The 21,534-nt window shown below is 34.9% G+C and carries 23 protein-coding genes and 1 tRNA gene; 20 read left to right on the top strand and 4 right to left on the bottom strand.

Annotation, left to right across the window (positions count from 1 at the left end; translation table 11 throughout):
• Positions 1-54: 54 nt before the first annotated feature.
• The 10 genes from HMPREF1495_RS05105 (at position 55) to HMPREF1495_RS05065 (ending at position 9,108) form a co-directional block, all read left to right on the top strand.
• A complete protein-coding gene (locus HMPREF1495_RS05105; protein ID WP_034212614.1) occupies positions 55-2,259 on the top strand; it encodes an ATP-dependent helicase in 2,205 nt (734 codons plus the stop codon).
• Positions 2,260-2,337: 78 nt separating this feature from the next.
• Positions 2,338-2,601 carry a hypothetical protein gene (locus tag HMPREF1495_RS05100; RefSeq protein ID WP_007590897.1) on the top strand — a complete coding sequence of 88 codons (264 nt, stop codon included), beginning with the start codon at positions 2,338-2,340 and terminating at the stop codon, positions 2,599-2,601.
• A gap of 57 nt (positions 2,602-2,658) precedes the next feature.
• Positions 2,659-4,086, top strand: coding sequence for a class I SAM-dependent RNA methyltransferase (locus HMPREF1495_RS05095; RefSeq protein WP_034212612.1), 1,428 nt, complete (start codon positions 2,659-2,661; stop codon positions 4,084-4,086).
• Positions 4,087-4,349: 263 nt separating this feature from the next.
• A complete protein-coding gene (locus HMPREF1495_RS05090; RefSeq protein ID WP_034212610.1) occupies positions 4,350-4,916 on the top strand; it encodes an SMI1/KNR4 family protein in 567 nt (188 codons plus the stop codon).
• A gap of 17 nt (positions 4,917-4,933) precedes the next feature.
• A complete protein-coding gene (locus HMPREF1495_RS05085) occupies positions 4,934-5,476 on the top strand; it encodes a hypothetical protein (RefSeq protein ID WP_034212608.1) in 543 nt (180 codons plus the stop codon).
• Between the two features lie 69 nt (positions 5,477-5,545).
• Entirely contained in the window at positions 5,546-6,430 is an 885-nt protein-coding gene (locus HMPREF1495_RS05080; protein WP_034212606.1) for an acetamidase/formamidase family protein, read from the top strand.
• Positions 6,431-6,601: 171 nt separating this feature from the next.
• Positions 6,602-6,799, top strand: coding sequence for a GTPase (locus HMPREF1495_RS14045; protein ID WP_242832863.1), 198 nt, complete (start codon positions 6,602-6,604; stop codon positions 6,797-6,799).
• Positions 6,800-6,802: 3 nt separating this feature from the next.
• The gene (locus HMPREF1495_RS05075) at positions 6,803-7,750 is read left to right on the top strand and encodes a YcjF family protein (protein ID WP_242832862.1); all 948 of its coding nucleotides are present in this window, start codon (positions 6,803-6,805) and stop codon (positions 7,748-7,750) included.
• A gap of 8 nt (positions 7,751-7,758) precedes the next feature.
• Positions 7,759-8,565 (top strand): hypothetical protein, encoded by an 807-nt coding sequence (locus tag HMPREF1495_RS05070; RefSeq protein ID WP_034212604.1) that lies wholly within the window; start codon positions 7,759-7,761, stop codon positions 8,563-8,565.
• Between the two features lie 18 nt (positions 8,566-8,583).
• Positions 8,584-9,108 (top strand): DUF2185 domain-containing protein, encoded by a 525-nt coding sequence (locus tag HMPREF1495_RS05065; protein ID WP_034212602.1) that lies wholly within the window; start codon positions 8,584-8,586, stop codon positions 9,106-9,108.
• Positions 9,109-9,154: 46 nt separating this feature from the next.
• Here HMPREF1495_RS05065 and HMPREF1495_RS05060 read toward each other — a convergent pair whose 3' ends face one another.
• On the bottom strand, positions 9,155-9,850 hold the full coding sequence (locus HMPREF1495_RS05060; RefSeq protein WP_034212600.1) for a L,D-transpeptidase family protein: 696 nt from the start codon (positions 9,848-9,850) through the stop codon (positions 9,155-9,157).
• A gap of 204 nt (positions 9,851-10,054) precedes the next feature.
• Here HMPREF1495_RS05060 and HMPREF1495_RS05055 point away from each other — a divergent pair, with 204 nt between their 5' ends.
• A complete protein-coding gene (locus HMPREF1495_RS05055; protein ID WP_034212598.1) occupies positions 10,055-11,470 on the top strand; it encodes an alanine/glycine:cation symporter family protein in 1,416 nt (471 codons plus the stop codon).
• 60 nt (positions 11,471-11,530) lie between these two features.
• On the opposite strand, the gene HMPREF1495_RS05050 is transcribed toward HMPREF1495_RS05055, so the two are convergent.
• Positions 11,531-12,226 (bottom strand): DUF542 domain-containing protein, encoded by a 696-nt coding sequence (locus HMPREF1495_RS05050; protein WP_034212596.1) that lies wholly within the window; start codon positions 12,224-12,226, stop codon positions 11,531-11,533.
• Positions 12,227-12,496: 270 nt separating this feature from the next.
• On the opposite strand from HMPREF1495_RS05050, the gene HMPREF1495_RS05045 reads away from it, so the two are divergent.
• From HMPREF1495_RS05045 to HMPREF1495_RS05035, 3 genes are all read left to right on the top strand, one after another.
• A tRNA-Arg gene (locus tag HMPREF1495_RS05045) sits at positions 12,497-12,568 on the top strand.
• A 125-nt stretch (positions 12,569-12,693) separates the two neighbouring features.
• Entirely contained in the window at positions 12,694-12,933 is a 240-nt protein-coding gene (locus tag HMPREF1495_RS05040; protein WP_242832861.1) for a DUF2992 family protein, read from the top strand.
• A 40-nt stretch (positions 12,934-12,973) separates the two neighbouring features.
• Positions 12,974-13,702, top strand: coding sequence for an NAD-dependent protein deacylase (locus tag HMPREF1495_RS05035; protein WP_034212594.1), 729 nt, complete (start codon positions 12,974-12,976; stop codon positions 13,700-13,702).
• Positions 13,703-13,797: 95 nt separating this feature from the next.
• Here HMPREF1495_RS05035 and HMPREF1495_RS13760 read toward each other — a convergent pair whose 3' ends face one another.
• Positions 13,798-13,953, bottom strand: coding sequence for a hypothetical protein (locus HMPREF1495_RS13760; RefSeq protein WP_156912980.1), 156 nt, complete (start codon positions 13,951-13,953; stop codon positions 13,798-13,800).
• Positions 13,931-14,668, bottom strand: a complete 738-nt coding sequence (locus HMPREF1495_RS05030) for a hypothetical protein (protein WP_034212592.1) — start codon at positions 14,666-14,668, stop codon at positions 13,931-13,933. Before HMPREF1495_RS05030 ends, HMPREF1495_RS13760 begins: the two co-directional genes overlap by 23 nt.
• Before the next feature lie 345 nt (positions 14,669-15,013).
• Between HMPREF1495_RS05030 and HMPREF1495_RS05025 the strand changes: the two genes are divergently transcribed.
• The 6 genes from HMPREF1495_RS05025 (at position 15,014) to HMPREF1495_RS05005 (ending at position 21,438) form a co-directional block, all read left to right on the top strand.
• Positions 15,014-16,027 (top strand): helix-turn-helix transcriptional regulator, encoded by a 1,014-nt coding sequence (locus HMPREF1495_RS05025; protein ID WP_034212590.1) that lies wholly within the window; start codon positions 15,014-15,016, stop codon positions 16,025-16,027.
• A 297-nt stretch (positions 16,028-16,324) separates the two neighbouring features.
• The gene (locus tag HMPREF1495_RS05020) at positions 16,325-17,710 is read left to right on the top strand and encodes an extracellular solute-binding protein (protein WP_034212589.1); all 1,386 of its coding nucleotides are present in this window, start codon (positions 16,325-16,327) and stop codon (positions 17,708-17,710) included.
• Between the two features lie 14 nt (positions 17,711-17,724).
• Positions 17,725-17,979 carry a hypothetical protein gene (locus HMPREF1495_RS14040; RefSeq protein WP_242832860.1) on the top strand — a complete coding sequence of 85 codons (255 nt, stop codon included), beginning with the start codon at positions 17,725-17,727 and terminating at the stop codon, positions 17,977-17,979.
• Positions 17,918-19,348, top strand: coding sequence for a helix-turn-helix transcriptional regulator (locus tag HMPREF1495_RS05015; RefSeq protein WP_242832859.1), 1,431 nt, complete (start codon positions 17,918-17,920; stop codon positions 19,346-19,348). Before HMPREF1495_RS14040 ends, HMPREF1495_RS05015 begins: the two co-directional genes overlap by 62 nt.
• A gap of 257 nt (positions 19,349-19,605) precedes the next feature.
• Positions 19,606-20,982, top strand: coding sequence for a hypothetical protein (locus tag HMPREF1495_RS05010; protein ID WP_034212588.1), 1,377 nt, complete (start codon positions 19,606-19,608; stop codon positions 20,980-20,982).
• Positions 20,983-21,045: 63 nt separating this feature from the next.
• Positions 21,046-21,438, top strand: a complete 393-nt coding sequence (locus HMPREF1495_RS05005; protein ID WP_051402808.1) for a hypothetical protein — start codon at positions 21,046-21,048, stop codon at positions 21,436-21,438.
• The last annotated feature ends 96 nt before the right edge of the window (positions 21,439-21,534 follow it).

Below are 21,534 nucleotides of genomic sequence, written 5' to 3'. Positions count from 1 at the left end.
GCAAGAACATATGTTTTGGTCTAAAATGAAATAAAGAAAATTTTTAGAGGTATTATGTCTACTATATACGATAAATTAAATGATAAACAAAAACAGGCGGTTTTTACTACAGAAGGTCCACTTCTGCTTTTGGCGGGAGCAGGTTCCGGAAAAACCGGTGTGCTCATGCACAGGATTGCATATTTGATAGAGGAAAAACATGTAGATCCCTATAATATTATGGCAATCACCTTTACAAATAAAGCCGCCAAGGAAATGAAGGAAAGAATAGGTAAGCTTATAGGTGAAGAGGGAAATTTTGTTTGGGTAATGACATTTCACTCAAGCTGTGTAAGATTCCTTCGAAGATTTATAGATAAAATAGGCTTTGACAACAGCTTTACAATATATGACAGTGATGATCAAAAAACTCTTATGAAAAAGATTTTCAAAGAGAATGATATAAACACAAAAGTATACAAGGAAAGGGCAGTACTTAACATTATTTCAAGTTGTAAGAATGAGCTGATGTCACCTTCTGAATATATGAAGTCGGCTGTGGATTCATACGAAAAGGGTGTGGCAAGACTCTATGAAATCTATCAAAGTACTCTAAAAAAGAATAATGCCCTGGATTTTGATGATTTGATATGCAGAAGTGTGGAGCTTTTTGAAAAATGTCCTGAAGTACTTGATTATTATCAGGACAGATTCAGATATATAATGGTGGATGAGTATCAGGATACCAATACGGCACAGTTTAGGCTTATTTATTTACTTGCACAAAAATATGGAAATATATGTGTAGTTGGCGATGATGACCAGAGTATTTATAAGTTTAGAGGGGCAAATATTGAGAATATTCTGAGTTTTGAGGATAGGTTTGAAAATGTAAAGGTAATAAAGCTTGAACAAAACTATCGTTCCACAGGAAATATACTTAATGCGGCCAATGCGGTTATAAAAAATAACAGAGGAAGAAAAGATAAAAGCCTTTGGACAGAGGGAGAAAGCGGAGAAAATATAGAACTTCGCCAATTCCAAACTGCGAATGAAGAGGCTGACAATATAATAAAGGATATTAGAGACAGAGCAAGGGATAATTTCAGAGACTTTGCTGTGCTTTACAGAACAAATGCTCAGTCGAGACTTTTGGAGGAGCGTTGTGTAACTCTTGGTATTCCATATCAACTTGTGGGCGGTGTAAACTTCTATCAAAGAAAAGAAATAAAGGATGTGCTTGCTTATTTAAAGACTATAGCCAATGGAAATGATGATATTGCTTTGCTTAGAATTATTAATGTGCCGAAAAGAGGAATAGGGGCTACCTCTATTGCAAAGGTAAGTGAGTATGCCAATGAAAATAATATAAGTTTATATGATGCCATGAGTATAAGCGAAATGGCCGGAGTAGGTAAGGCAAGTGATAAAATCAAAAGTTTTATTACAATGATTGAGGAGTTTAGAGAGAAGGTAGCACAAAAGGCAAATATTGCAAATCTGATTGAAGAGCTGCTTAAGGAGACCGGATATATTGAAAGCCTCTATGAGGAGGGTGAGATAGAAGGAGAGAGCAGAAAAGAAAATATCGAGGAACTTATAAACAAGTCGGGAGAATATGAGGACGGAGAACTTTCACTATTCCTTGAAGATGTATCTTTGGTTGCAGATATTGACAGGATGGATGAAAATGCCGACAGGATAACACTTATGACTTTACATGGTGCTAAGGGTTTGGAGTTTGATACTGTATATCTTGCAGGTATGGAAGAAGGGCTCTTTCCAAGTGCTATGAGTTCAAATTCAAGAGAGGATTTGGAAGAAGAGAGAAGACTCGCTTATGTAGGTATAACAAGAGCAAAGAAAAATCTTATACTTACTTCGGCTAAGCAGAGAATGGTTAACGGAGAAACAAGGTATTCTTTGATGTCAAGATTTGTAAGTGAAATCCCGAGGGAACTTTTAAATAAACATGTTCTTGATACCGAAAAAAGGTATACAGAAAGAAGCGCCAGTTTTGGCGAAGCATTGCCTTGGGAGAGTAAAGCCAAAACCAATAATAATTTTGAGAAGACTCTTAGTTTCGGAAAGCAGTTTAAAGTTGAAAAAGCGCAGAGTCTTGACTATGCTGTAGGTGATACTGTAAAGCATATAAAGTTTGGAACAGGCAAAGTTCTTGAAATAGTTGACGGAGACAGAGATTTTGAAGTCAAAGTAAATTTTGAGAAATTTGGAATTAAAAAGATGTATGCAGGGTTTGCCAAGCTGGTTAAAATATGATAGAATCAATTAATTGAGTAGTTAAGCATTTTGCCTGACTTTTTACACAAAATATATCTTTAAAAGAGAGGTATGGTTATGGATAAATTTAATAATTTAAGTTCTAGAATGGAAGAATTAGTTAATGCATCAAGACTTAACAGTCTTTTGGCAAAGAGAGAAGAAGATGAGAAGAAGAAAAATACCATCATATGGGTTTTGGCTATTATCGGTGCAATCGCTGCTGTAGCAGGTATTGCTTTTGCAGTATATAAATTCTTCACACCTGATTATCTTGAAGACTTCGAAGAAGACTTTGATGATGATTTTGACTATGACTTTGATGATGAAACAGAAGAATAAGAAATAACATGATATGATGGCGGCCCTTGAGGTCGCCTTATCTTTTATGAGGTGATAATGAAAAAAGGCGATATTTTTAAGGGTACGATTACAGAAAGTCAGTTTCCGGACAGTTCATATGTAAATTATGAAGGTGAAAAGGTACTTATAAAGAAAGGCATTTTAGGTCAAACCGTAGAGTTTGCAATTACAAAAAAGAGAAAAGGAAAGCTCGAGGGAAGAACTTTAAACATAATTGAGAAATCAAAATTAGAGGATAATGAAAGTCCATGCATACATTATGAGGTATGTGGAGGCTGTACTTATCAAACCATAAGCTATGATAATCAGCTTAAATTAAAAAACGACCAGTTAAAAGCGCTTATGGAAGGTGCAACAGATAAGGATTTTGAGTGGGAGGGAGTTATACCTTCACCAAAGTATCTGGCATACAGAAATAAGATGGAGTTTTCATTCGGTGATGAAAGAAAAGACGGTGATTTGGCACTTGGTATGCATAAGAGGGGCAGTCACTATGATATAGTTAATGTGTTTGAATGTAAGATAGTTGACAGTGATTTTACCAAGATACTTGAGCTTACTTTAAACTTCTTTAAGGAGAGAAAAGTATCATACTTTCATAAAAACAGTCATACAGGTTTTTTAAGACATTTACTTATCAGAAGAAGTGAGTACACTGGAGAGATTTTAGTTTCTTTGGTAACTACAAGCAGTTTCGGTTTTGTAGAGGATCCTAATACATTGCCAAATCCTTCAGTACTTGGTGTTGAAGAAGCAAAACTTATAAAAGAATGGGCAGATTATATAAAGTCAGAGACTGATAAGGGGATTTTAAACGGAAGCATCGGAGGAATTTTGCATACAAAGAATGATTCATATGCCGATGCGGTACTCAATCAAGGTACAACTCTATTACATGGTAAGGACTACATTACAGAGAGATTAAACGGTCTGGATTTTAAGATAACACCGTTTTCATTTTTCCAGACCAATTCCAAGGGAGCAGAGGTTTTATACAATGTTGCCGGAAAGTATCTTGGAGATACGGCAGGGAAATCTGTATTCGATCTGTATTCCGGTACAGGAACTATTGCACAGCTTCTTGCACCCGAGTCGGAAAAGGTTTATGGTGTGGAAATTGTAGAGGAGGCTGTAGAAGCCGCCATAGAAAATGCAAAGAAAAACGGTCTTGATAACTGTGAATTTATAGCAGGAGATGTATTAAAAGTTGTGGATACATTAGGTTTTAATCCGGATATTATAATACTTGATCCTCCAAGAGACGGAATACATCCAAAAGCACTTCCAAAGATACTGGAATTCGGTGCAAAGAAAATCGTGTACATATCCTGCAAACCTACATCTTTTGTACGAGATCTTAAAATAATGGAAGCCGCAGGATACAGAATGGAAAAATGTGTCGGAGTAGACATGTTCCCAAACACAGTTAATTGTGAGGCGGTTGTTATGCTGTCGCGACCGTAGGGAAGCGAGAGCATTACAAACCACCCATGCAATAGCCGTCTGTGATTGTCAAGTGCGAAGCACGCAGACAGAACGGAAACGGCGAACTGCGGAGGCGGTTGTTATGCTGGACCGTAGGGAAGCGAGAGCATTACAAACCACTAATGTAAAATAGTGAAAAAATAGTGTAAATTTAGTGGAAAAAGAGCTGTATAAATATTTGAATTATTTGAGGAGAAAATATATTGAGTTTATAGTCTAAACAGGATATAAATGGTGCATATATGAAACTATTAACAATTGATGAGATAATATCTTCGATTCTTGATGAAACCAAGGGACTTGATGAAGAGATAACTGACGGAATGATTCTCAGAGAAGAGATGATTCCATATTCAAGTATTAATAAAGTAAAACAACTGCTGAAAATAGAATCTTTAGATCAGGTATTCTCGGATTATATTTTAAAATATAACTGGGGTAATGTCGGTTTTTTAAGTTATCAATTTGGCAATAATGATGAGACGGGACTTGATTGGTTAATAAATAGAAATCTCGAATACGGTGATTATCATATCTTACAAAAAGAAGGTCTTATTATTATTGCAAATGGAGATCCATATACTGTTCTGCTTGAATGTAAAACAGGAAAGATATATGCATTTACAAGTGATATGAGCTATGATAATAAAATACAAATAGCTTCAGACTTTGAAGAGCTGGTCAAAGCTATGGGAACAGGTCAATATAGCCTTTGGAAGAATATCGAAAAAGATTTTATTGATTTGATGAGCAGTATAGTTACAGAGAAAGGTCTTGACTTTTGGAAGGATTTTGTTGGATTGTATTAAATATATAAGAGCTTTATATGAGGAAAAAAGTTAGTTGTAAAAATAAAATAGAGTTTATAAATGAGGTGGCAGAGGATTGTCTAAAGGATATGTCTGCAGAAGATAAAGAATACCTTATGGAGAATCCGGTTGCTATAGAGTACCATTTTTCATATTGTCTGTATATACGGAATAATTATATTCATAATAGAGACTTTTCTGAGGTCTCATTTTTTACACATGCGGATGATTTGTCTTCTGATATTATACGAATGATTTTTTCTAAGCTTCTTCCGGATTATGAGTATGGGAATTTTTTTATTGAAATATTATATGATAATAAAGATTTTATACTATTACGAAAAAAGTATAAGAATAAATATGGTGAATATCCGGAAGCTCTTGTGGAAAGATACAAGACGCAGGCCTGCTTAGAGCCTGTACATTCAAGGGAAGAAAGAAGCTTCTTTAATAATGAAGAGCTTGAAAGGGAATGGGAAATCATAAAAAGAAACTATGACAATGCTTTAGTAATTGTAGACAGTCTTATAAGAGAGCTTAAAGGTATTCTTAGAAATTAGATATTATACTGAATATTTAGCAGAAAGGAGAAAATCCTGTAGTAAAAAAGAATATGGGATTGTGAAGATATGAAAATAATAGAAAACAAAATGGTTTTTGCATTTGATGGAAAAAATAAATGTGTAGCGGAAGTTGAGGACGGTGAAACTCTAATCTTTCGTACACATGATTGCTTTGATAATCAGTTAAGTGAAGAGGGTTCATCTATCGGTAGCCTGAACTGGGATTGTATCAATCCGGCTACAGGACCTGTTTATGTAAAAAATGCTCTTGCAGGTGATGTGCTGAAGGTTGAAATACTTGACATTAAACTTGAAAACCAAGGTGTAATGTGCGCACTCCCTGATAATGGAGTACTTGGCTCTTTGGTAAAAGAAGAGTCTGTAAAGCGTTTGAAAGTGGAAGACAATAAGGTTTACTTTAATGAAAATATTGTATTTGATGTAAATCCTATGATTGGAGTAATTGGTGTAGCACCAAAGAGCGGAGCTATAAATTGCGGTACACCGGGAAATCATGGTGGAAATATGGATAATAAGAGAATTGCAAAAGGAGCAACTCTTTATTTCCCTGTATTTCATGTCGGAGCAATATTTTCTTTAGGAGATGTACATGCAGCCATGGGAGACGGAGAAATAATGGTCAGCGGTGTGGAAATTTCAGCTGATGTTACAGTGAGACTCTCTGTAATAAAGGGTGTTAGTATTGAGACACCGATGCTTGAAAACGATGATATCTGTGGTGTAATCTATTCTCATGAAGAGATTGAAAAAGCTGTATTTCATGCAGTAAGAATTGCAAATGAGGTAATGCAAAAGAAGCTTGGACTTTCATTCAATGATGCCGGTATGTTAATCAGTGCAGTTGGTGATTTAAGGTTTTGTCAGGTAGTGGATCCAGAGCGTACGGTTATGATGTGCATACCTGAAACTATACTGAGTGAATTGTTTTAGATAAAAGTATAATTAAATATTGATAGATTAATATTAGCCGGAGAATGAATACTTCTCCGGTTTTTTACAGTTTAAATATCAATACATTGACTATATATCAATTGCTTTTATAATGGAATAAGAGAATAAGTGGTTGCTGAGTAGAATAAGAAATAATAAATGGAGAAAAGTATGGATAAAGGTAACATACTGGTTATAGGTGATTCCGGTGTTGGCAAATCTACTTTAATCAATGCTGTTTTAGGTGAAGAAATAGCTGAAACGGATTTTGGTGATAAGGGAACAACAAAGGAACTGAAAGTGTATGAAAGCGATGTATTGGATTTTCGCATTATAGATACTGTAGGATTTGAGCCTTCGTTTTTTTAAAGAATGAGGGCTGTCAATGCAGTAAAGAAATGGTCTAAAACGGCTGTTAAAGAGGGAAGAGAGAATTCTGATATAAATGTTATATGGTTTTGCGTTGAAGGTACATCGAGTAAATTATTTCCGGAGGCAATAAAAAGTCTTTCAAAAGCAACATCAATGTATCCTTCGGTTCCGATTATCGTTGTAATTACAAAATCATATTCAAAGCCGGAGCGTGAGAAAAATATACATATGGTGGAAGAGGTTTTTGGAAAGCTGAAAAGTTCAAAAAACTTGAAGGGCATTATTCCTGTAGTTGCTTTGATATATGAAATAGATGAAGAACAGTTTGTGGCACAGGAAGGTATAACTGAGCTTATAGATATGACCTATGATTTGATACCTGAAGGTATGCAAGCAGCAAAAAAAGACATTGAAGCATTTAAACTAAACAGAAAAAGATCATTTGCACAAACTGCAATTGCTACTTTTACTTTGAGTGCCGTGGCAATAGCGGCAATTCCTATTCCTCTTTCAGATGCGGTCTTGTTAACACCTTTGGAAAGCGGTGAAATAAATGCTATAGCAAAGATATATGGTATTAAGATCGACAAGAATTCTAAAAGATTCATAGCTTCTCTGGTGGAAGCGGGAACTGTAGTTGTGGCTGCAAAGGCGGCTATAAATGCACTAAAGGCAATTCCTGCAATTAATTTGGCGGCTTCTGTAATAAATGCAGCTGTTGCAGGTGCTATAGTCCTTGGAATAGGAGAAGTATGTGTCTACATATATGAGCAAATTTACCTTGGAATTAAGTCAATTGATGATGTTGACTGGCTTAACAAAGTAATTGAATCCAAGCTGAATAAACAAATAATTGAGAAGATAAATATGATAGTCACAGATGAGGACTTTAGAAACGGCAATATAACTAATTTAAAGAAGCTGTTTACAAAATTATTATCAAGATAAGGAGTCTTATGGCGATAGACGGAGTTAAAATTATAGACAGTGATGATGCTTATGATATTTATAATGATATCGTGGAGCGATATAAGGATGGAACAGATGTTGAGCTTATTAAAAGAGAATGGCTTGATGAGGAAGCAAATTTTTGCATAGATGAATTGTATACAGAGATATACTGGACATCTCTTGCCTATGCGCTTTGGAAGATAGGACATTTGGATGAAGATATAAAAAATAAAGCTATGGAAATTATATCAAAAGGTGCAAGCAAACTATGGAACGAGATAGACGAAAGGGCGGTAAAAGCAAGACAGAAAGCTTTAAATAAATTAGCTCTTCAAATTCAAAGTGAGAATCCAAGACCGATTAAAAAGCCTAAGTCCGTTAAAAGTAGAGAACCGTATTTTGAACTTGGAGATGTTATCTCGATAAAGTTTGAGAATAAATATGGTATCTGTTTTGTCTCGGATTTGGAAGTTAGACCGAGAAAGATAGACTATCATATAGCCTGTGCAAGAACATTACAGGATTTTGAGCCTACCATAGATGATTTTTTAAACAGCAGTATTGCGTATAAGAAAATGAATACCGAGTTTGTACTTGAAACAGACTGCTGGTTTAATCATAAAGATTTGGGTGTATTACTGCCATATTTAAAGAAAATAGGCAAGGTAAAATTAAAACCATACAGTCTGGGAGTACTCTCACCTGCCGACTCACTTGAGCATTTTTATGATGATATTACAAATAAGTCGGAACTATGGCCTTTTAAAACAATTGAGATAAGCGAAATAATAGAAGAAATTTTAGAAAATTAATAGGGGGAGTAATTTATAATGAATAAAAAATGTTGTATAAAACCTGAAGATTTAAAAGATCTTTTTCACACAGACGGTCCTGAGGGTTGTATAGCTTCCGACAGAATAATGGTAGAAGGCAGAAAGGTCGGATATATGTACAGAGAGCATGCCGACCGCAAAGAAGACAGCGGATGGAGATTCACTGCAGGAGATGAGGATGAAGAGTATATGTCAAATGCTGAAAATGCCGGAGTATATACTTTAAATGCTGTTGCCAATATTGATACGGATATTATTCCTTTTTTGAACTCACCTGTAGGAAGCGGATTTCTCAGGGATGAAAACGGTCAGCTTGTGAAGGATGATTTTAATATAATTGCAAGGCAGGAGATAGATGAGATCTTATATGAACATAATATTGCAGACTCAAAGGACTTTGAGAGCAGAGATCCGGAGGAGCTGGCAGAAATTTATGAGAATATAAAGGTTGTTCAGGAAAATTATGATCTGTCTGATAATGAAGCGGAGGAAATGATAAAAAGCATATTCTCAGATTATTGAGAATAATGTTTTAAATAAAAAACGTACCGAATCGGTACGTTTTTTATTAATAGCTTGTAAGCTTATCTACATTTTCAATTATAACAATCTTTGTATCGGCATCTACGCTGTTTACGAGTTTTTTCATGTACTCCTCAGGAATTCTTATACAACCGGCTGATGAAGTATCGTTGTCGGTTTTTGTACAATGAATAAAGATTGCTGATCCCTTACCCGGTATGGCCTCTGTATTATAGTTAAGTGCCAATGCATAGTTATAGAAAGGATGAGCCGCTTTTAAATCTTCAGCTGAATTCCAGTCTTTTTTTACATTTGATGCATTTACCCATTTATTGTAGTATGCACTGTTTGAATCATCTACCCAGTAATCGTCGTCACCGATTTTACGATATTCCAAGATGCTTCCCGGATTATCCTGAAGTCCGAAGGCGAACATAGCACTGAATACTCCTTCAGGTGTTTTTCTGTCACCTTCAGCTTTTTGAAAAGAAATGCCGTTTGTACCTGCAATACCGTTTACATACCAGTTCTTTTTCCATGTGCCGTCAGCCGACTTTGTATAGTCGTTTACCGTAACCTTATTTTTATTGCTTTTATGTCCGACAATAAGCACAATATGACTTGCAGATTTTGAAATCGTCAGTTTCTCTACAGGTAGGGCTGCATGAGAGTTTATAGTTGTACTTGCCAGCAGTGTTGAGAGAACCATAAAAGTTGCACATATTTTTTTAATCAATTTCATATATAATTCCATTCCGTATTGGAGATGTAAATACATCTCATTATTTAAAATTTTCTATAAACAAGATTTTATACTGATAAATATGTTTTAGTCAATGAAAAAAATATTAAAAAATATAGTCCTTATTTTTTTACATAAAAAACAGGTGACATATAACAGTGTAATGTGATAACATACTAAAGTATACACGAAGAGAGGTAGCATATGTTGAGTACGATAACAAAAAATTTGAGCACGGTGGATGACTTTGTTTGGGGATTACCACTGATTATTTTGATTTTGGCAACGGGATTATTTTTGACTGTAAGACTAAGGGGACTTCAGATAAAGAGGTTACCTCTCGCAATCAAGTATATGTTTTCATCGGATGAGGAAGACGGAAGCGGAGAGGTATCAAGCTTTGCAGCACTTTGCACAGCCCTCTCGGCCACAATCGGAACAGGAAATATTGTAGGAGTGGCTACGGCCATAGTTTCCGGAGGACCCGGAGCACTGTTTTGGATGTGGATGGCAGCCATAGTAGGAACCGCAACAAAGTATGCGGAATGTCTTCTGGCCGTAAAGTACAGAGTCGTTGAAAAAGACGGACATGTTATCGGAGGACCTTTTTATTATATTGAAAACGGAATGGGCAAGCAGTTTGGATGGCTGGCAAAAATATTTGCAATATTCGGTATAATGGTAGGTCTCTTTGGAATAGGAACTTTTACACAGATAAACGGTATTACAAGTGCAATAGGAAACTTCTTTGATAAAGAGAGCGTTCATTATGTAAATTTGTTTGGAAGAGATTATTCTCTTACTATTATTATATCAGGAATTATACTGACCGTTTTTGTGGCATCGGTTTTAATAGGAGGATTAAAGAGAATTTCAAATGTGGCGCAGATTATAGTACCCTTTATGGCAATTATTTATGTCGCTGTGGTTATGATTATTCTTATACTTAATCTGAGAAAGATACCGGCTGCACTTATTGAGATAGTACAAGGTGCATTTGGACTAAGAGCTTTTGGCGGTGGTATGTTTGGTGCTATGATAGTAGCCATGCAAAAGGGAATTGCCAGAGGAATATTTTCAAATGAGGCAGGACTTGGAAGTGCACCGATAGCGGCTGCTGCGGCTCAGTCTAAGGAAGAAGTAAGACAGGGGCTTATTTCAATGCTTGGAACTTTTATAGACACTATTATTATCTGTACAATGACAGGACTTTCAATAGTAATCACAGGTGCATGGGATATGGGGCTTGAAGGTGTAGCTGTTACAACAAAGGCCTTTCAGATGGGATTGCCTTTCCCGGACAGTGTGGCTGCATTTATATTGATGGTATGTCTGGTGTTCTTTGCTTTTACAACAATTCTCGGCTGGGATTATTATTCTGAAAAATGCCTTGAGTACATAATAGGAAATAAGCCGAAGGCTATAACGGTTTACAGATGGGTTTATATTGCATGTATCTTTATAGGTCCTTATATGACGGTTAAAGCGGTATGGACTATTGCGGATATTTGTAACGGACTTATGGCAATACCGAATCTGATAGCTTTGATAGCATTAAACGGAGTGGTGGTAAGAGAGACAAATTCATTCTTTGAGCGTGGCGTTCATAATAAAATATAAAGTAAAAAGGTCTTAGACTCACAGATGTATAACTGTAAATCTAAGACCTTTTGTTAATTATTATTGTTCTGCATATTCAGGGAATGTAATACTGTTTTCCTTGAAAACATGAACAAAAATATCCTCAACGAAATCCTTAATAAGTTTAAATGTATTGGCATATGTGACACAAGTATCAGCCGGTACTTGAAAGTTATTTGTAAGCTGTTGCATTTCCTTAATCATGTCGCCTACATCTACATGTTCACCTTCAAGTTCACTTATCAATTCAAGAGTCTCTTTGTCAGGGTGATGATTTGAACGCATCAACGGGAATATAAGCCTCTCTTCTTTTGCAAAATGCTCTTCAAGTTCTGCTTTCATTCTTGCAAATAAGTTGTGAATCTTTGCAAGTTCCGCACCATGATGCTGATAATGTACTATCAAAATCTTGTTTAAAAGCTTTTCGATTTGTTCCATCATCTCACGCTCTGTAACATGATGAGTTGCCTCAAGATTATCAAGCATCTCATTAACGCTTAGTTTTTCAAAATCTTCTATGGATTCCACTCTTTCTTTATTTTGTGGAACAGGCTGCGAAGCTATATTGTTAAGTTCATTTATAAGTGAAGTAATGTCAATACTCCCGTCTGTGAAAGACTCATCAAGTGGCATATGACCACCACAGCAGTAGTCAAGGTGTAAGTTGTTAAGATAAGGAATTGTTTGAGGATATTGTTTAACAATATCGGCAAGTGACATTTTAGCTGTAATCATAGCATACCTCCTTAAAGTGAGTGAATTATCATAAACAAATTCACTGTCGGTTTTATAGATAAAGATGAACTTACATCAATATCTATAAAAGAGTATACACTTATAAAATATCGGAATCTGTAACAAATAAGACAAAACAAAATATTATAAGAATATAATTATAGTTTTGAATTTATAAGATACAAAAAACAGATGAAATGGTAGGGTTTAAAATCAGCTTGAAAGAAGTATGTATTTGTTGTATACTTTTTTTGTTATAATTATATATCGGTTCTCTTAGTTAAATGGATATAACGATAGCCTCCTAAGCTGTAATTGTGGGTTCGATTCCCGCAGGGAACATTTTTGGCGGTAATGACTTGTGATAAATGCGTGTCATTATCGTTTTTGTTGTATATAAAAGTTTGATTTTTATTGAATAACTATTTATTATATGAGAGAATAATAGCGAACAGTCAAGTTTAATCTTGATTATAAAAGCAAAGATAAAAAAAGGCAAAACAAATCCGAAGAAAGCTCAACGTGATGTAAGAAAGCAGATGCAAGTATCCGGTATAGGAACAAAGTCACAGCTTGCATTAAAATCGCAACATGAACAGAATAAGAAGGAAAGTAAGGTAAGAAGGCGAGAAGAAAAAGAGGCGGATGTGCTTAAGAAATTTTTGTTAAAACAGTATAAGAAAAGAAAAAAACATAATGGACATTAATATTAAGTACAAGTATTTGTAAGTGAAAGCTGGTGTTTATATGTATGAAAATGAGAAGACAAAGCTTCAAAAGATAATTGATGACAGTAACAATATAGTATTTTTCGGTGGTGCCGGTGTTTCTACCGAAAGCGGTATTCCGGACTTTCGAAGTGCGGACGGACTCTACCATCAAAAGTATAAGTATTCACCGGAGCAGGTGGTAAGCCACAGCTTCTTTATGAAATATCCTGAAGTTTTTTATGAGTTTTATAAGGATAAAATGATGTGCCTTGATGCAAAGCCTAATGCAGCACATAATAAACTTTCGGAGCTTGAAAGCTCGGGAAAGCTTAAGGCTGTAGTGACACAGAATATTGACGGACTTCATCAAAAAGCCGGAAGTAAAACAGTCTATGAGCTTCACGGAAGTATACATAGAAATTACTGTATGAAGTGTCAAAAATCCTATGACGCAAATTATGTTAAAAACCAAAAAGGAATACCGTATTGTGAATGTGGCGGTATGATAAAACCTGATGTTGTTTTGTATGAAGAGGGACTTGACGGAAATGTAATAAACGCTGCAATAAGAGCTATAGCATCGGCAGACACTCTTATAATAGGTGGAACATCCTTGGTAGTATATCCTGCTGCAGGTTTTATTGACTATTTTCACGGTAAGCATCTTGTTGTAATAAATAAGTCGGAGACCGGAAAAGTTCCAAATGCCGAGCTGTCTATAACTGCTCCTATAGGAGAGATTCTGAGTGGAATAAAGACAAAATAGAAGATAAATAATTTAATCAGAGGAAATGAAAATGGGGAGATATCTTTGCAATATTCTCCCCACTTTATTTAAAGAGGTTGTTTGATTGAGTTATATTAGTTTGCGGCAAAGTCTGAGATATCAGAAACTTTTCTTTCTACAGCAAGAATAGAAATCACATTTGTCGGTGACATATTTGCATCGTCGGGAGTTGTTGTATCATAAGTTCGTTTGTAACGTTTCTCATCATTAGTGTTTTGTTGTAGTCTCACCGGATTTTTCCATTGTAAATTCATAATATTCTTCATCATTGCTGTAAGTAATTACAAATACATCATCCTTATATTCGCCATAAAGATTGGCGCCGTCTGCAACTTCGCCTTCAAACAATACTGAATCTATGAAGAAAGACCATGTAGGGGTTGCGATTTCTTCGTCAGCAAAACTTATGACTGCTGTATGATCTGCATTTAAAGTTGCTGTGAAAATATCAGGTGTTACATCTTTTGAAGCATCGCCACCCAATACATCGGCCACTGAAACACCAACCCAGTCACCTGTAAGAGCTTTATCTTCTTCAGAAACATAGTTCTCAGGGTTTGCTGCGTCTGTACCTTCTTTTGCAAATGTTATATCAAGCTCAACTCCCAAATATTCATCTAGAAAATTCTCAAAGATAATAGTATCTTCGCCAATTTCTCCAACTATTTCTTCATTATCTATGGTTATAGTAATTGTACTGTCATTGCTAACCCATTTTCCTGTTGCATTTTCACCCTCTAAAGAAATAGAGGCTTTACCGTCTTTTTTTAACTCGAGTGTGAATCCGGATACATCGTTCCCGGTAAGAGTCATTCCAAAAGATGTTTCACTTACTCCTATATATTTTCCGGCCAGCTTGGTGTCTCTCTTGCCGGAAGAACCTACACAGGCAACCAAAGCCATAGATAGTATGATTGTAATAAGCATTGATAAAAATTTTTTCATTTTACTCTCCTTTCTTTTATACGCTTTTTGCCAATCAAGTTTTTTTCTTTGAATTCATACTACGCTTTATGAAATTAAAAGTATATTACCCTTCGAATACTCTTTTAGTAAAAAAATAAATGGTATCACATGAATAAGAAATAATGCACAATAAAATAGCTATAAATACGAATAATTATTATACTATGACTACGAATTGGATATTATAATATTTACTATTCATAAATAATTTTTTTTAATAAAAGTCTTAATATAAACACTACAAGGAGGATATATTTGAGTTTAAGATAAGATGTTATTATGATACAATTACATCAAAAAATATTGATAAAAAAGAGGTGAATTATGCCAAGGGGGAGCAATCAAAAATTTAAATTTACATATCTTATGAAGATTATGACAGAAAAGACTGATGATGAGCATAGTCTCACTATGCCTCAGATACTTGAGGAGCTTGAAAAGTACGAAGTAAGTGCCGAGAGAAAGAGTATCTACGAAGATTTTAAAGATATGGAAAGATTCGGCATAGATATTATAAAGGAGCAGAAGGGCAGGGAAACCTTTTATCATATTGCCGGAAGAGAGTTTGAACTGGCAGAGGTAAAGCTTCTAATTGATGCCGTGCAATCCGCAAAGTTTATTACTCAAAAAAAGTCAAAGTCTTTGATTTCAAAGGTGAAAAATTTTGTGAGCGAGCATCAGGCAAAGCAATTGCAAAGACAGATAGTTATAAATGATCGTGTAAAAACCATGAATGAAAGTGTATATTATAATGTGGATGATATACATACTGCAATAAATCAAAATAGGAAGATCAAGTTCAAATACTATAAATGGGATATTGATAAGAAACTTGTGGAAAGACATGGCGGAATCTATTTCGTTGTGAGTCCATGGGCACTGCTTTGGGATGATGAAAATTACTATATGATTGCCTTTGACGATTGGGATAATAAGATAAAACATTACCGTGTAGATAAGATGATGTATATCGAGGTAGGAAATGAAGAGAGAGCCGGAAAGGAAGAGTTTAAAAACTTTGATATGGCGAAATATTCAAATGCAACTTTCGGTATGTATCATGGTGAAAAGACTAAGGTATGTATAAAATTTGCAAATCATATGTGTGGAGTGTTTATAGACAGATTCGGGAAAGATACTATTTTTAGAAAAATAGATGAAAACAATAGTGAGATGATAGTGGATATAAATGTCAGTCCGCAGTTTTTCGGATGGATCTTCAGCCTTGGAAATGATGTGGAAATAGTTTCTCCAAAAGAAGTTGTTAATGAATTGATGGAATACACAAAGAAATTTATGCTAAAATATGAGCAAATCAGAGGTGAATTACAGTTCTAAAGAGAGCTTTTTTGTTGAATTTAAAAACGGAAAAGAAATATGAATAATCTTATATACAAGTCTTTAGCAACTATTTTTTTAAAACATATATTTTTAAAACTGAATAAAATCATACTGGACATAAGTATGAAGGCAATGTAAAATAATAATAGATAATTTAATGTATAAAAAATCAAAATTTACATATCATAATAATAAATTTATACAAAAAGCTACAAATTAACGTTGATTGATAAATATAAATTATGATATTTAGTTATACAATTTACGTAACAGTTGGTTTAGAGAGAGGACAAAATGAATAGAAAAAAGACTTTACATTTATTCGTAATAATATTTGTTGTGATTCTGGCAGGATGTACATGGAGATTAGGGAAAGAGAAGGAGCAAGTCGTTCTTACACTTTGGCATGTATACGGTGGTCAGACGGATTCTCCTTTAAATCAAACTATAGATAAATTTAATGAGACCGTAGGAAAAGAAGAGGGTATTAGAATAAATGTTACAAGCGTAACAAATACGAACACAATACATGAAGCTGTTATTGCAGCTGCAAAAAATGAGCCCGGGGCGGCAGAGCTTCCGGATATGTTTGTCTCATATCCAAAAACTGTACTCAGTTTACAGGATAAAGATATTTTGGTTGATTATAAGAAATATTTTACGGAAGATGAGCTGAATGAACTTATTCCTGCATTTGTACAGGAAGGAATAATTGATGATAAGTTGATGGTATTCCCTGTAGCGAAATCAACAGAGATTCTTTTTGTAAACAGGACATTGTTTGAACGCTTTGCAAAAGAAACCGGGGCAAAGGAGGAGGATCTTGTTACATGGGAAGGTCTGTTTGAAATGGCAAAAGTCTATGAAAAATGGACAGATGATAAGACTCCGGATATTCCAAATGATGGAGAGAATTTCTTTGTACATGACTATCATTTTAATTATTTTCAGGTGGGGTGTGAGTCGCTTGGTGAATACTTTTTTACAGATGTATTAAAAGGTGGCAAGTTGGCATTTGGAGATAAATTTAGAAAAATTTGGGAACCTTATGCTGATGCGGCTATTTCCGGTGGAGTATGGCTACGTGACGGTTATGCTACAGAACCGCTAAGAACCGGAAAAGCAATAGTGAGTGTAGCATCATCCGCAAGCGTACTGTATTATGAGGACATTGTAACATATGAGAATAATATTTCAGAACCTATAGAGGTTGTATCATATCCGGTACCTGTTTTTGAAGGTGGGAAAAAGATGGTTATGCAAAGGAGAGCCGGCTTTTGTACAGTTAAGTCTACTCCGGAGCGCGAAAAGGCGGCAGCATTGTTCTTAAAATGGCTTACAGAACCTGACAATAATATTGAATTTGTGGTAAAAGCAGGATACATGCCTGTGACAGAAAAGGCATTTGCACAGCTTTCCAAGGTGGCAGGAAAGCTTGAGAGCACTAAGTATAGAAGTTTATATGAGGCTATCTCAAAAACTAAAGAAGAATATACTTTCTATGTAGCACCGCAGCTGTCTAATTATCTTGACATGGAAATGTACTTTGAAAAAAATGTAAGGCTTGAGCTCTCAAGGGCAAAAGAGGAATATAAAGAAGCTTTGCAAAATAATGAACACCCGGATAAAGAGGCTTATATTGAAGAGGCATATCAAAATATTATGAATGCGATGCAATAGTTTGGAGACAAAAAATGGAACAGAATAAAGAAAAAAACAGGTCTGCAACTCTAAGAAATAAGTTATCTTTTTGCGAGATTCTAAAGGGAATCAATCATCAAAGTAGATCAATGCGTAGCAAACTTATGATATATCTCTGTTGCCTGGTTTTGGCAGGAACGGGAATATTATTGGTTATGCTGGTGGCTTCAGGTGTGTTTTCAGAAAGTGGAAGACAAATTGAGCAAAACCTGCAGGTCCATCTTCAAAATCAAAAAAAAAGATATTAAAGATAGAATGGATTTGTTTACAACAAATGGTATAGATCTATCAAAAAGGCTTACAATATATTTAGAGAGAGAAGTGCTGTCATATCCCTATGATATAAAAGAATTGGAAAATGATGGAGACAAACTTCGAAAAATGCAGGAAAATATGTATATGCTGTTAGAAGGCAAATTACATGTTACTCGTGCAAGTGGTGTTTATGCAGTATTTGATACTACAGTAAATACTTCAGCACCAAATGCGGAATACTCGCGTAGTGGAGTTTATTTGAGGTTGGCTAACGTAAGTGGAAATGTTTTGGAAGATGATGTGTTTCTCTTTCGCGGGAATCCAAATGTAGCTATGCAGAATAAAATCCAGATACATAATCGTTGGAATATGGAATTTAATACTGAGGATATGTACTGGTTTAATAATCAGGTATCTACAGGAGGTAACAAGGTTGCAACAGAGGAGTATTTATGGATTAACAGACAACATTTGAAGGATACATGGGAAAACAGTATATTTTTAAGTGTACCGGTTATTGGAAGCGAGGGCAGAAGATATGGAATATGTGGTCTTGAAATCAGTGGTCTTTTATTTCGTTTAAATTATCCCAAATTCGAAAGTAAATATGGTGATATGGTGACCATAATCGCACCTGTAGATCAGGGTAAGTTATTGCTTAGTGAAGGACTTAGTGGTTCTCAGGGTAATAGCTATATTAATGAAAATGATGATCTTTTCATTGATATCGGTAAAATATATAATGTTTACTTTAATTCTCAAGGGAAATATATTGGAGTACAGCAGACAATAGAAGGGGCTTTTGATCAACAAGGCAGAAAATGGGCGATTGCCGTACTTGTTTCCTATGGTAGTTTTGATGCTCAAGAAAGATATGAAAAAATAATGATGATAACAATACTAATGGTATTTAGTTTTGTCATGTTTATAATATCATTTATAATATCCAGACAATTTGTAAAGCCGATTGAGAAAGGGATAGAGAATCTGAAGGCAGATGATTTTTATAAAAATAATTCCCGTACAGGAATTGCTGAGATAGATATTCTTGCGGAGTTTCTAAAGAGCAAGGAAGAAAAATACAAGAGTATGGGTGCAGTCCCATCAGAAATAGAAGAGATGTTTGATCGCTTTATAAAAAATTCAAAGGAATTGACTGCATCAGAAAGAAATATTTTAGAATATTATGTAAATGGATATGAGATTGCCGAACTACCGGACTTACTTTGTATAAGTTTAAATACAGTAAGAAAACATAATAGGAATATATACACAAAGCTTGAAGTGAATTCTAAAGATGAGTTACAGATATATATTGATCTATTGGTACGCTGTGGAAGGATTAATGAAATATTGAAGTAAAATTAGACACACCTAATATTAGTATAAATCATACAAATGTTAGGTGTATTTTTGTGCGTTTCTTTGGTATTCAACGGATACTATTTGAAAAATTAGATTAAAAGTATTCTTTGAATAATATATTTTTGCTTTAAAGTATGATATTGATAATACAAATAGAAGTATTTACATAAAAAAATAGAAAAGAGGAGGTAAAATTATGTAGACATTTTAATATTGATGTAAATTATAAAAATATAATAAGAAAGGAATGTATTATGAATCAAAAAAAGATAATTATAAAAGAAATAATTAAAACTGTACTTTTTCTGTTTTGGATATTGGCACTACTTTACATTATGCAAAAAGAGTCTTATGCAATGAGTAACTCTTTTAATTATGAAATTAAGTATGTAGATGAATTAGGTAATATTGTAAAAACAGATATTGGTAATCAAATGAGCAGTAGTATAGGTTTAATTACGGAAACATTTACAATTCCGGTGTTACCTACATTTACTGAAGACGGTATAACATATTATGTTAAAAGCAGTGCGGATCAGAACTTGCTTACTGATGCAATTTTGAGTTCTACAAGGGATGAGCTTGGTGCAACTGTTAATTGGATTACATATACAGGTAGGGTGACTTATAATCTGTTATGTACGGATAATCGATATTCATATGTAATTAAATATGAAGATGAATCCGGCAATACACTTATCAATGATCAGATTGGCAGGGCCCCGGATATGACTTGGATACCTTTAACTAATACCGAATTTGTCGCTACACAATATGATGCCGGAATAGTTTATGTGGTAAAGCTGAATCAGGTATATCCTACATTTCAGTATCAATATAACTCATCAAGTGATATTAAGGTACTTGTAGGTGCAAATTATCCATTATACACAATTATATGTACAAGAAAGTATCCGACAGGAAGCGGAAGCACAGGTGGAAGCGGAAGCACAGGTGGAAGCGGAAGCACAGGTGGAAGCGGAAGCACAGGTGGAAGCGGAAATACAGGCGGAAGTGGAAGCACAGGTGGAAGTGTAAGTACAGGTGGAAGCGGAAATACAGGCGGAAGTGTAAGTACAGGTGGAAGCGGGAGCACAGGCGGAAGTGTAAGTACAGGCGGAAGCGGAACAACTGGTGGAAGCAGTGGAACAAATCCAACACCGAGTGTAGTAGTAATTCCCGGTGGAACAAGTGGAAGTGGAAGCATAGGTAAAGTCGAAAGAAGCCATAGTAGTGGAAGCGGTAGAGGAGTTGGCCATAAGGCTATTGGAAAAGGTGAGTCAGGAATCGGAGCAACTATTAAGCAAGGCTGGATATTAGAAAATGACAAATGGTACTATTACTCAGGAACTACCAGAGATACACTGAAAAAAGGTTGGCATTTGGATCCACAAGACGGAAAATGGTATTATCTAAATCTTTTAGACGGTGTTATGTTTACAGGATGGAACAATATAGGTGGAAAGTGGTATTTCTTTAATAACCATACACCTAATTGGACTTGGGAATTGCGTAATGGTGAATGGTTTTTTAAGAATATAGAAAATTCAAGACCACTTGGATCAATGTATACAAACGAAAAGACTCCGGATGGATTCAAAGTTGATAAAAATGGAGAATATATTCGTTAGACAAGTGTTTTTGAATCCAATATAAACCGGAATAAACTGTTCAATTTCCCAAAAGGAGGGAAGATGAAACGATATAGTACGATTTTGATAATAATAATTAGTTTATTATTCTGTATGGGTTGCTCAATTAATGAAAAAAGAGATGAAGCATTGGTAGGGAAATATATAGCGATATCAGGAAAAGCATTCGGACTTAATCTTTCTCGTGATGATATAACAGGATTTACTATTGAGCTAGGCGCTGATGGGCAGGCAATTATGGTAGCGGAGGATATAAGAGTAGAAGGTAAATGGTTTAATGATGATACTACTGTTACAGTTAAAATTGATAAGATAAATATGGTAGGAACAATTAGTGAAGATACAGTTACATTTGAAGGATTTTTAAAAGATCAGGTAGGGGCGTCAATAGAGTTGCAGTTTGCAAGAGAAGGAACAGATGTTGTATATCCTTAAAACCAAAAAAATCTCTTTTATGAAATTGAACAGGGAGTTCTGTTGTTGATGTGTTGGATAATGGTATCTATTATATATTTATGATTTGAAATTTTG

Origin of the sequence: Lachnoanaerobaculum sp. MSX33, assembly GCF_000512995.1 — a bacterium.
Lineage (GTDB): Bacteria > Bacillota > Clostridia > Lachnospirales > Lachnospiraceae > Lachnoanaerobaculum.
This window is presented reverse-complemented; position numbering and strand designations above follow the sequence as displayed.

Bases quoted from the DNA above. Each gene is read 5' to 3' on its own strand.
- HMPREF1495_RS05085 (WP_034212608.1), top strand. From the start codon at position 4,934: ATGAGGAAAAAAGTTAGTTGTAAAAATAAAATAGAGTTTATAAATGAG.
- HMPREF1495_RS05105 (WP_034212614.1), top strand. From the start codon at position 55: ATGTCTACTATATACGATAAATTAAATGATAAACAAAAACAGGCGGTT.
- HMPREF1495_RS05035 (WP_034212594.1), top strand. From the start codon at position 12,974: ATGTATGAAAATGAGAAGACAAAGCTTCAAAAGATAATTGATGACAGT.
- HMPREF1495_RS05075 (WP_242832862.1), top strand. From the start codon at position 6,803: ATGAGGGCTGTCAATGCAGTAAAGAAATGGTCTAAAACGGCTGTTAAA.
- HMPREF1495_RS05080 (WP_034212606.1), top strand. From the start codon at position 5,546: ATGAAAATAATAGAAAACAAAATGGTTTTTGCATTTGATGGAAAAAAT.
- HMPREF1495_RS14040 (WP_242832860.1), top strand. From the start codon at position 17,725: ATGGAACAGAATAAAGAAAAAAACAGGTCTGCAACTCTAAGAAATAAG.
- HMPREF1495_RS05100 (WP_007590897.1), top strand. From the start codon at position 2,338: ATGGATAAATTTAATAATTTAAGTTCTAGAATGGAAGAATTAGTTAAT.
- HMPREF1495_RS05030 (WP_034212592.1), bottom strand. From the start codon at position 14,668: ATGAAAAAATTTTTATCAATGCTTATTACAATCATACTATCTATGGCT.
- HMPREF1495_RS05010 (WP_034212588.1), top strand. From the start codon at position 19,606: ATGAATCAAAAAAAGATAATTATAAAAGAAATAATTAAAACTGTACTT.
- HMPREF1495_RS05005 (WP_051402808.1), top strand. From the start codon at position 21,046: ATGAAACGATATAGTACGATTTTGATAATAATAATTAGTTTATTATTC.
- HMPREF1495_RS05055 (WP_034212598.1), top strand. From the start codon at position 10,055: ATGTTGAGTACGATAACAAAAAATTTGAGCACGGTGGATGACTTTGTT.
- HMPREF1495_RS14045 (WP_242832863.1), top strand. From the start codon at position 6,602: ATGGATAAAGGTAACATACTGGTTATAGGTGATTCCGGTGTTGGCAAA.
- HMPREF1495_RS05050 (WP_034212596.1), bottom strand. From the start codon at position 12,226: ATGATTACAGCTAAAATGTCACTTGCCGATATTGTTAAACAATATCCT.
- HMPREF1495_RS05090 (WP_034212610.1), top strand. From the start codon at position 4,350: ATGAAACTATTAACAATTGATGAGATAATATCTTCGATTCTTGATGAA.
- HMPREF1495_RS05025 (WP_034212590.1), top strand. From the start codon at position 15,014: ATGCCAAGGGGGAGCAATCAAAAATTTAAATTTACATATCTTATGAAG.
- HMPREF1495_RS05070 (WP_034212604.1), top strand. From the start codon at position 7,759: ATGGCGATAGACGGAGTTAAAATTATAGACAGTGATGATGCTTATGAT.
- HMPREF1495_RS05060 (WP_034212600.1), bottom strand. From the start codon at position 9,850: ATGAAATTGATTAAAAAAATATGTGCAACTTTTATGGTTCTCTCAACA.
- HMPREF1495_RS05065 (WP_034212602.1), top strand. From the start codon at position 8,584: ATGAATAAAAAATGTTGTATAAAACCTGAAGATTTAAAAGATCTTTTT.
- HMPREF1495_RS05020 (WP_034212589.1), top strand. From the start codon at position 16,325: ATGAATAGAAAAAAGACTTTACATTTATTCGTAATAATATTTGTTGTG.
- HMPREF1495_RS05095 (WP_034212612.1), top strand. From the start codon at position 2,659: ATGAAAAAAGGCGATATTTTTAAGGGTACGATTACAGAAAGTCAGTTT.